Raw genomic sequence first — 6811 nt, forward strand, 5'->3', positions numbered from 1 at the left:
ACAAACGTGCGGCGTTCCGGATCGCCCATGCGGCGCTGGCCAAGTCGGGCACGGTGACGCTCGAGCTCGCGATCGCCGGCGTACCGATGGTGACGGCCTATCGAGCCGGCAGCGTCGAGATCTGGATTGCGCGTCGCGTCGTCCGTCCGGGCACCGTGATCCTCGCCAATCTGGTGATTGGGGACGACGTGATCCCGGAGTTCATCCAGGAGGATTGTGTGCCCGACCGGCTCGCGCCGGCGGTGCGTGACCTGCTCGGCGACACGCCGGCGCGGCGGCGCCAACTCGCGGGCTTTGCGAAGATCGACGACATTTTGTCGACCGGCGAGCAGACGCCGAGCGGACGTGCGGCCGACATCGTGCTGGACGTGATGCGCCGCGCCTGATTGCCACCGGCCGCCGCGAACGTGTTGTTGCAATCAATTCTCAATAGATTGGAACTAGCCTGCCGACGCGTCGAAGCTCCAGTTTGCGCGTCCATGGACCGGAGAGGACGCGGACGTCTCAACCGGAGCTCTCCATCTATGAAGAAAACTAAAATCGAGTCTGCCTCGGCGCTTGATGCGCTGTTCGCGTCTGTGAACGTCGTTCACCGCAGGAATTTCCTCGCAACCGGCGCTGCCGCCTTCGGTGCGGCGGTGTTGCCTGCGGGGGCGACGGTTGCGGATGCTAAGCCTGCGCTGGCCACGGCGCCGACGGAGCAAGATCGTCGCTACATGACGCAGGCCATCGAATTGATGCGCAAGGCAGGTGTCGTCGAAAAGACGGGTGGCGCTTTCGGCGCCGTCATCGTGCGCGACGGTGAAGTTCTCGCGGCGACTGGTAACAGCGTGCTGCGTGATAACGATCCCTCGGCACACGCCGAAGTCAATGCGATCCGCGCGGCGTGCAAGAAGGTCGGGGCGCCGAACCTGCGCGGCGCCACGATGTACACGAGCTGCGAGTGCTGTCCGATGTGTTACGCCACCGCCTATTGGGCGCGGCTCGATCGGATCTTCTACGCGGCGTCGTGGACCGACTACGCGGATCTGTTCGACGATTCCAATATCGGCGCCGATATGAAGAAGCCCTACGCAAAACGCCAGGTTAAGATCGCGCAGATGATGCGAAGCGACGCGCAGAAGGTGTGGCAGGAGTTCCGCACCCTTCCGGATCGCGCTCGCTACTGAGGCTTCGATCCGGCATAGCCACAAAGCAAAACGGCGAACCGCCTGGCGGTTCGCCGTTTCTGTTTTCAAAGAGCTGGAGCGATCAGCCGCGCTTGCTCATCTCGACGTAGTTGCGGGTGGTCGCGCCGGTGAAGAGCTGGCGCGGACGGCCGATCTTCTGATGCGGATCCTCGATCATCTCGCTCCACTGGCTGATCCAGCCGACGGTGCGGGCGACCGCGAACAGTACGGTGAACATGTCGGTCGGGAAGCCCATCGCCTTCAGCGTGATGCCCGAATAGAAGTCGACGTTCGGGTACAGCTTGCGATCGATGAAGTACTGATCGCTGAGCGCGATCTTCTCGAGCTCCATCGCCACCTTCAGCAGCGGGTCGCCGTGGTGACCGGTCTCGGCCAGCACTTCGTGGCAGACCTGCTGCATGATCTTGGCGCGCGGATCGTAGTTCTTGTAGACGCGGTGGCCGAAGCCCATCAGCCGCACCTGCGAGTTCTTGTCCTTCACCTTGGAGATGAAGTCCGGGATGTTCTCGACGGAGCCGATCTCCTTCAGCATCGCCAGCGCCGCTTCGTTGGCGCCGCCATGCGCCGGGCCCCACAGGCAGGCGATGCCGGCGGCGATACAGGCGAACGGGTTGGCGCCCGACGAGCCGGCGATACGGACGGTCGAAGTCGACGCGTTCTGCTCGTGGTCGGCGTGCAGCGTGAAGATCTTGTCGAGCGCGTTCGCCAGCACCGGGTTGACGACGTATTCCTCGCACGGCGTGGCGAAGCACATCCGCATGAAGTTGGCGGCGTAGGACAGCGAGTTCTTCGGATACACGAACGGCTGACCGACCGAATACTTGTAGGCCATCGCCGCCAGCGTCGGGACCTTGGCGATCATCCGGATCGAGGCGATCATCCGCTGGGTCGGATCGTTGATGTCGGTGGAGTCGTGATAGAACGCGGCCAGCGCGCCGACCGAAGCCACCATCACCGCCATCGGATGCGCGTCACGACGGAAGCCCTGGAAGAACCGGGCCATCTGCTCGTGAACCATGTTGTGGCGGGTGACGCGGTAGTCGAAGTCTTCCTTCTGCGCCTTGGTCGGCAGTTCGCCGTACAGCAAGAGATAGCAGGTTTCGAGGAAGTCGCCTTTTTCAGCGAGCTGTTCGATCGGGTAACCGCGATACTCGAGAACGCCTGCGTCGCCGTCGATGTAAGTGATTTTGGACTGGCAGCTCGCCGTCGACGTGAAACCCGGATCGTAGGTGAACATCCCGGTCTGCGCGTACAGCTTGCCGATGTCGATGACGTCGGGACCGACTGTCCCGGTGAGCACCGGAAGATCGAAGTTCTTGTTTCCAACCGTCAGCGTTGCCGTTTTGTTGTTGGTCGTTGCGTCCATCGTGTGGTCCCCGATGTTCGTTGGCGAAACCAGCCGTATGCGCAGCGCTCTTGCGAGCGAGACTGGTTGTCTTGAAGCGCTGGCGGAAAGGCGTAGCTCATTGCAGTGTGCACTGCAAGGCGGCCGGACGCGAGCCGTTTCCCGGGTTTTTTACGCGGCCTGATCGGCAAGGCGGGACAGGCACTCGTCGCGCCCCAGCACCGCCAAAACGTCGAAGATTCCCGGCGACGTGGTTCGTCCCGTGAGTGCCACGCGGAGCGGTTGCGCCACCGCACCCAGCTTCAGCCCAGCCTGCTCGGCGAACGCCCGCATCGCGGCCTCGGTCGTCGCCGCCGTCCACGGCGTGACGTCCTCCAGCGCGGCGCGCAGCCGGCCGATCAGCTGTCGGGTTTCGGGCGTCAACACCGCCTGCGCCTTGGCATCCAGCGCCAGCGGCCGGTCGGCGAAGATGAAGCCGGCGTTGTCGAGCAGCTCGATCAGCGTCTTGGCGCGTTCCTTCAGCCCCGGCATGGCCTGGGTGAGCTTGGCGCGGATGCTGTCGTCGAACTTCGCCGCTATCGCCGGGCCCTGCGGGATGTATTTCAGCAGGTCCTCGAGCAGGGTCACGAGAGAGTGATCATCGCTCTGACGGATGTAGTGACCGTTGAGGCTCTCGAGCTTGGCGAAATCGAACCGCGCCGCCGACCGGCCGATCGCCGGCAGGTCGAACGCATCGATCATTTCCTGCGTGGTAAAGATTTCCTGATCGCCGTGGCTCCAGCCGAGTCGGACCAGATAGTTGCGCAGTGCGGCCGGCAGGTATCCCATCGCGCGGTAGGCGTCGACGCCGAGCGCACCGTGGCGCTTCGACAGCTTTGAGCCGTCGGGACCGTGGATCAGCGGGATGTGCGCCATCACCGGCAGCTCCCACTCCATCGCGTCGTAGATCTGCTTCTGGCGCGCCGCGTTGATCAGATGGTCGTCGCCACGGATGACGTGGGTGACGCCCATGTCGTGGTCGTCGACCACCACCGCCAGCATGTAGGTCGGGGTGCCGTCGCCGCGCAGCAGCACCAGATCGTCGAGGTTCTCGTTCTGCCAGGCGACGCGGCCCTGCACCTGATCCTCGATCACAGTCTCGCCGGTCAGCGGTGCCTTGAGGCGGATGGTCGGCTTGACGCCTTCCGGGGCCTCGGAGGGATCGCGGTCGCGCCAGCTACCGTCGTACAGCTTGGCACGGCCCTCGGCGCGGGCCTTGTCGCGCATCGCCGCCAGCTCCTCGGTGGTGGCGTAACAGCGGTAGGCCTTGCCGGCCGCCAGCAGCTGCTCGGCGACCTCGCGGTGCCGTGCCGCGCGCGCAAACTGGTAAACGGTGTCGCCGTCCCAATCGATCCCGAGCCATTTCAGCCCGTCGAGGATGGCGTCGATCGCCTCCTGGGTCGAACGCTGGCGGTCGGTGTCCTCGATTCGCAGCAGCATCGTGCCGCCGTGCTTGCGCGCATACAGCCAATTGAACAGCGCGGTGCGGCCTCCGCCGATGTGCAGAAAACCAGTGGGCGAGGGCGCGAAGCGGGTGACGACGGGACGGGTCATTCGAACCAAATGCAGGGAAGGGAACGCGCCGGAGCGGCGCGCAGGGTGTATAGCAGGATCGGCGCATAACTAAAGTGGTCCGCGCAGCCCCTGGGGGTTGGCGCGGGGCAGCGGATTTGGCAGATACCCCTTTCGGTTCCGACCAGTAGGACGATTGACGCATGACGACGGCAGATACAGCGGCGGGCGAGGCAGGGCGCGACTTCATTCGCGACATCGTCCAGGCCGATCTCGACAGCGGGAAGCACCGGACCATCGTGACCAGGTTCCCGCCGGAGCCCAACGGCTATCTGCATATCGGCCATGCCAAGTCGATCGCGCTGAATTTCGGCATCGCGCAGGAATTCGGCGGCCGCTGCCATCTGCGGTTCGACGACACCAATCCGACCAAAGAAGAACAGGAATACATCGACTCGATCCAGGCCGACGTTCACTGGCTCGGCTTCGACTGGGGCGAGCACATGTTCTACGCCTCGGACTATTTCGAGCAGCTCTACGCCTGGGCGGAGCTGATGATCAAAAACGGCGACGCCTATGTCGACGATCAGTCGCAGGACGAGATCCGCGCCAGCCGCGGCACGCTGACCGAGCCGGGCAAGAACAGCCCGTTCCGCGATCGCTCGGTCGAGGAGAATCTCGATCTGTTCCGGCGGATGAAGGCCGGCGAATTCCCGAACGGCGCGCGGGTGCTGCGCGCCAAGATCGACATGGCGTCGGGCAACATCAACCTGCGCGATCCGGTGCTGTACCGCATCCTGCATGCGCACCATCCGCGCACCGGCGACAAATGGTCGATCTATCCGAGCTACGACTACGCGCACGGCCAGTCGGATGCGATCGAGGGCATCACCCATTCGATCTGTACGCTGGAGTTCGAGGATCACCGGCCGCTGTACGAATGGCTGCTGTCGAAGCTGCCGGTGCCGTCGCAGCCGCGGCAGTATGAATTCGCGCGGCTCAACATCACCTACACGCTGCTGTCGAAGCGCGTGCTGACCGAACTGGTGCGCGGCGGCCATGTCGCCGGCTGGGACGATCCGCGGATGCCGACGATGGCCGGGATGCGGCGCCGCGGCGTGCCGCCGGCGGCGCTCCGCGACTTCGTCAAGCGGATCGGCGTCGCCAAGGCCAACAGCGTGGTCGATCTCGGCATGCTGGAGTTCTGCATCCGAGAGGAGTTGAACCGCACCGCGCAGCGGCGGATGGCGGTGCTGAAGCCGCTGAAGGTGGTGATCGAGAACTACCCGGAAGGTCAGACCGAAGAACTCGAGGCGATCAACCATCCGGATGATCCGAGCCTCGGCACCCGCAAGATCGCGTTTGGCCGCGAGATCTATATCGAGCAGGACGACTTCATGGAGAACCCGCCGAAGAAGTTCTTCCGGCTGTCTCCCGGCAATGAGGTGCGGCTGCGCTATGCTTACTTCATCAAGTGCCGTGAGGTGATCAAGAACGACGCCGGCGAGATCGTCGAGCTGCGCTGCACCTATGATCCGGAAACCCGCGGCGGCAACGCGCCCGACGGCCGCAAGGTCAAGGCGACGATGCACTGGCTGCCGGCGGCGCAGTCGGTGAAGGCCGAGATCCGGATCTACAATCAGCTGTTCGCCAATCCGGCGCCGAGCGCTGCGACCTTTGCCGATGACCTCAATCCGCAGTCGCTGGAAGTGCTGACCGAGGCGCGGATCGAGCCGGAGACGGCGGCGAGCAACTCGACCGAGCCGCTGCAGTTCGAGCGTCAGGGTTACTTCGTCCGCGATCGTGACTCGACACCGGATAAGCCGGTGTTCAATCGCACCATCGGGTTGCGCGATACCTTCGCCAAGGAAGTCGCGAAGGGCTGAACTACCACCGATCTTGATTGTGCCCCGCCGGTGATTGCCGGCGGAGGCATTCTGCTCCACTGTTCCGCTCGCGGCGGACGGGGGCGGGTGCCGTGGAGCGGCGCGATCGGACCAGAGCACGGACATGGCCGACCGGGGCGCCGGCGGGCGCCGGTGCGTTGCTGCCGTCCGGCCTGTCGTGGGGACCGGCTTTTCTTGATCTGTTACGCGACTGGGCGCGGGCCGAGGCGGGGCCGGGCCGGTTGCTGCCGTGGACGCCGGTGGCATTCGGCGCCGGTATTGCCTTGTACTTCGCCGCCGATCGCGAGCCGGTTGCCTGGGTGGCGGCAGCGACTGCGGCGGTGTTCGGAATCGCGACTGTCCTGATGCGGCGCAGCCAGGCCTTCGCGCCGGTCCTGTTGCTGGCGGCCCTGATGGCAGGCTTTGCGACCGCGTCGCTGAAAGCTGAGCGGATCGCGCATCCGGTGCTGGCCGCGCCGGTCTTCGCAGCGGAGCTACGCGGCTTCGTCGAAATCCGGGAGGAGCGCGAGCGCACCGATCGCTTCGTTCTCCGCGTGACGCAAATGCAGGCAGCGCGGGCACCATCGCTGGAGCGGGTGCGGCTGTCGGTGAAGAAAGGGACGGCGCCGGCGGTCGGCAGCTTCGTGGCGCTGAAGGCGCGGCTGCAGCCCCCGCTTCAGCCGCTGCGGCCGGGTAGCTACGACTTCGCGCGCGATTTGTACTTCCAGGGCATCGCTGCGTCCGGCTTCGTACTCGGCGCGATCACCACCGCCGAGCCGCCGCAGGATGGCGGCTGGCGCTTGCGCTACGCCGCGGTGATGCAGGGCCTGCGCGATGCG

Annotated in this window: 5 protein-coding genes and 1 pseudogene; 4 read left to right on the forward strand and 2 right to left on the reverse strand. The window is 65.0% G+C overall.

Annotated elements, in window-relative coordinates:
• Both DYI24_RS17995 and DYI24_RS18000 read left to right on the forward strand, forming a co-directional pair.
• Positions 1-386, forward strand: a pseudogene (locus tag DYI24_RS17995) (lipid-A-disaccharide synthase); the annotation flags it as partial.
• A gap of 93 nt (positions 387-479) precedes the next feature.
• Positions 480-1169 (forward strand): nucleoside deaminase, encoded by a 690-nt coding sequence (locus DYI24_RS18000; protein WP_246701293.1) that lies wholly within the window; start codon positions 480-482, stop codon positions 1167-1169.
• Between the two features lie 82 nt (positions 1170-1251).
• Here DYI24_RS18000 and gltA read toward each other — a convergent pair whose 3' ends face one another.
• Complete coding sequence (gene gltA, locus DYI24_RS18005) at positions 1252-2556, reverse strand: citrate synthase (RefSeq protein ID WP_107344807.1); 1305 nt, start codon at positions 2554-2556, stop codon at positions 1252-1254.
• A gap of 150 nt (positions 2557-2706) precedes the next feature.
• On the reverse strand, positions 2707-4128 hold the full coding sequence (gltX, locus tag DYI24_RS18010; RefSeq protein ID WP_164573277.1) for a glutamate--tRNA ligase: 1422 nt from the start codon (positions 4126-4128) through the stop codon (positions 2707-2709).
• 161 nt (positions 4129-4289) lie between these two features.
• On the opposite strand from gltX, the gene DYI24_RS18015 reads away from it, so the two are divergent.
• Positions 4290-5972 (forward strand): glutamine--tRNA ligase/YqeY domain fusion protein, encoded by a 1683-nt coding sequence (locus tag DYI24_RS18015; RefSeq protein ID WP_164573278.1) that lies wholly within the window; start codon positions 4290-4292, stop codon positions 5970-5972.
• Positions 5973-6064: 92 nt separating this feature from the next.
• The coding region (locus DYI24_RS18020; RefSeq protein ID WP_164573279.1) for a ComEC/Rec2 family competence protein at positions 6065-6811 on the forward strand (747 nt) is incomplete at its 3' end.

The organism is Rhodopseudomonas sp. BR0C11, from assembly GCF_010820945.1.
GTDB lineage: Bacteria > Pseudomonadota > Alphaproteobacteria > Rhizobiales > Xanthobacteraceae > Rhodopseudomonas > Rhodopseudomonas palustris_H.

Coding starts and splice junctions, on each gene's coding strand:
- DYI24_RS18000 (WP_246701293.1), top strand. CDS start 480: ATGGACCGGAGAGGACGCGGACGTCTCAACCGGAGCTCTCCATCTATG.
- gltA (WP_107344807.1), bottom strand. CDS start 2,556: ATGGACGCAACGACCAACAACAAAACGGCAACGCTGACGGTTGGAAAC.
- gltX (WP_164573277.1), bottom strand. CDS start 4,128: ATGACCCGTCCCGTCGTCACCCGCTTCGCGCCCTCGCCCACTGGTTTT.
- DYI24_RS18015 (WP_164573278.1), top strand. CDS start 4,290: ATGACGACGGCAGATACAGCGGCGGGCGAGGCAGGGCGCGACTTCATT.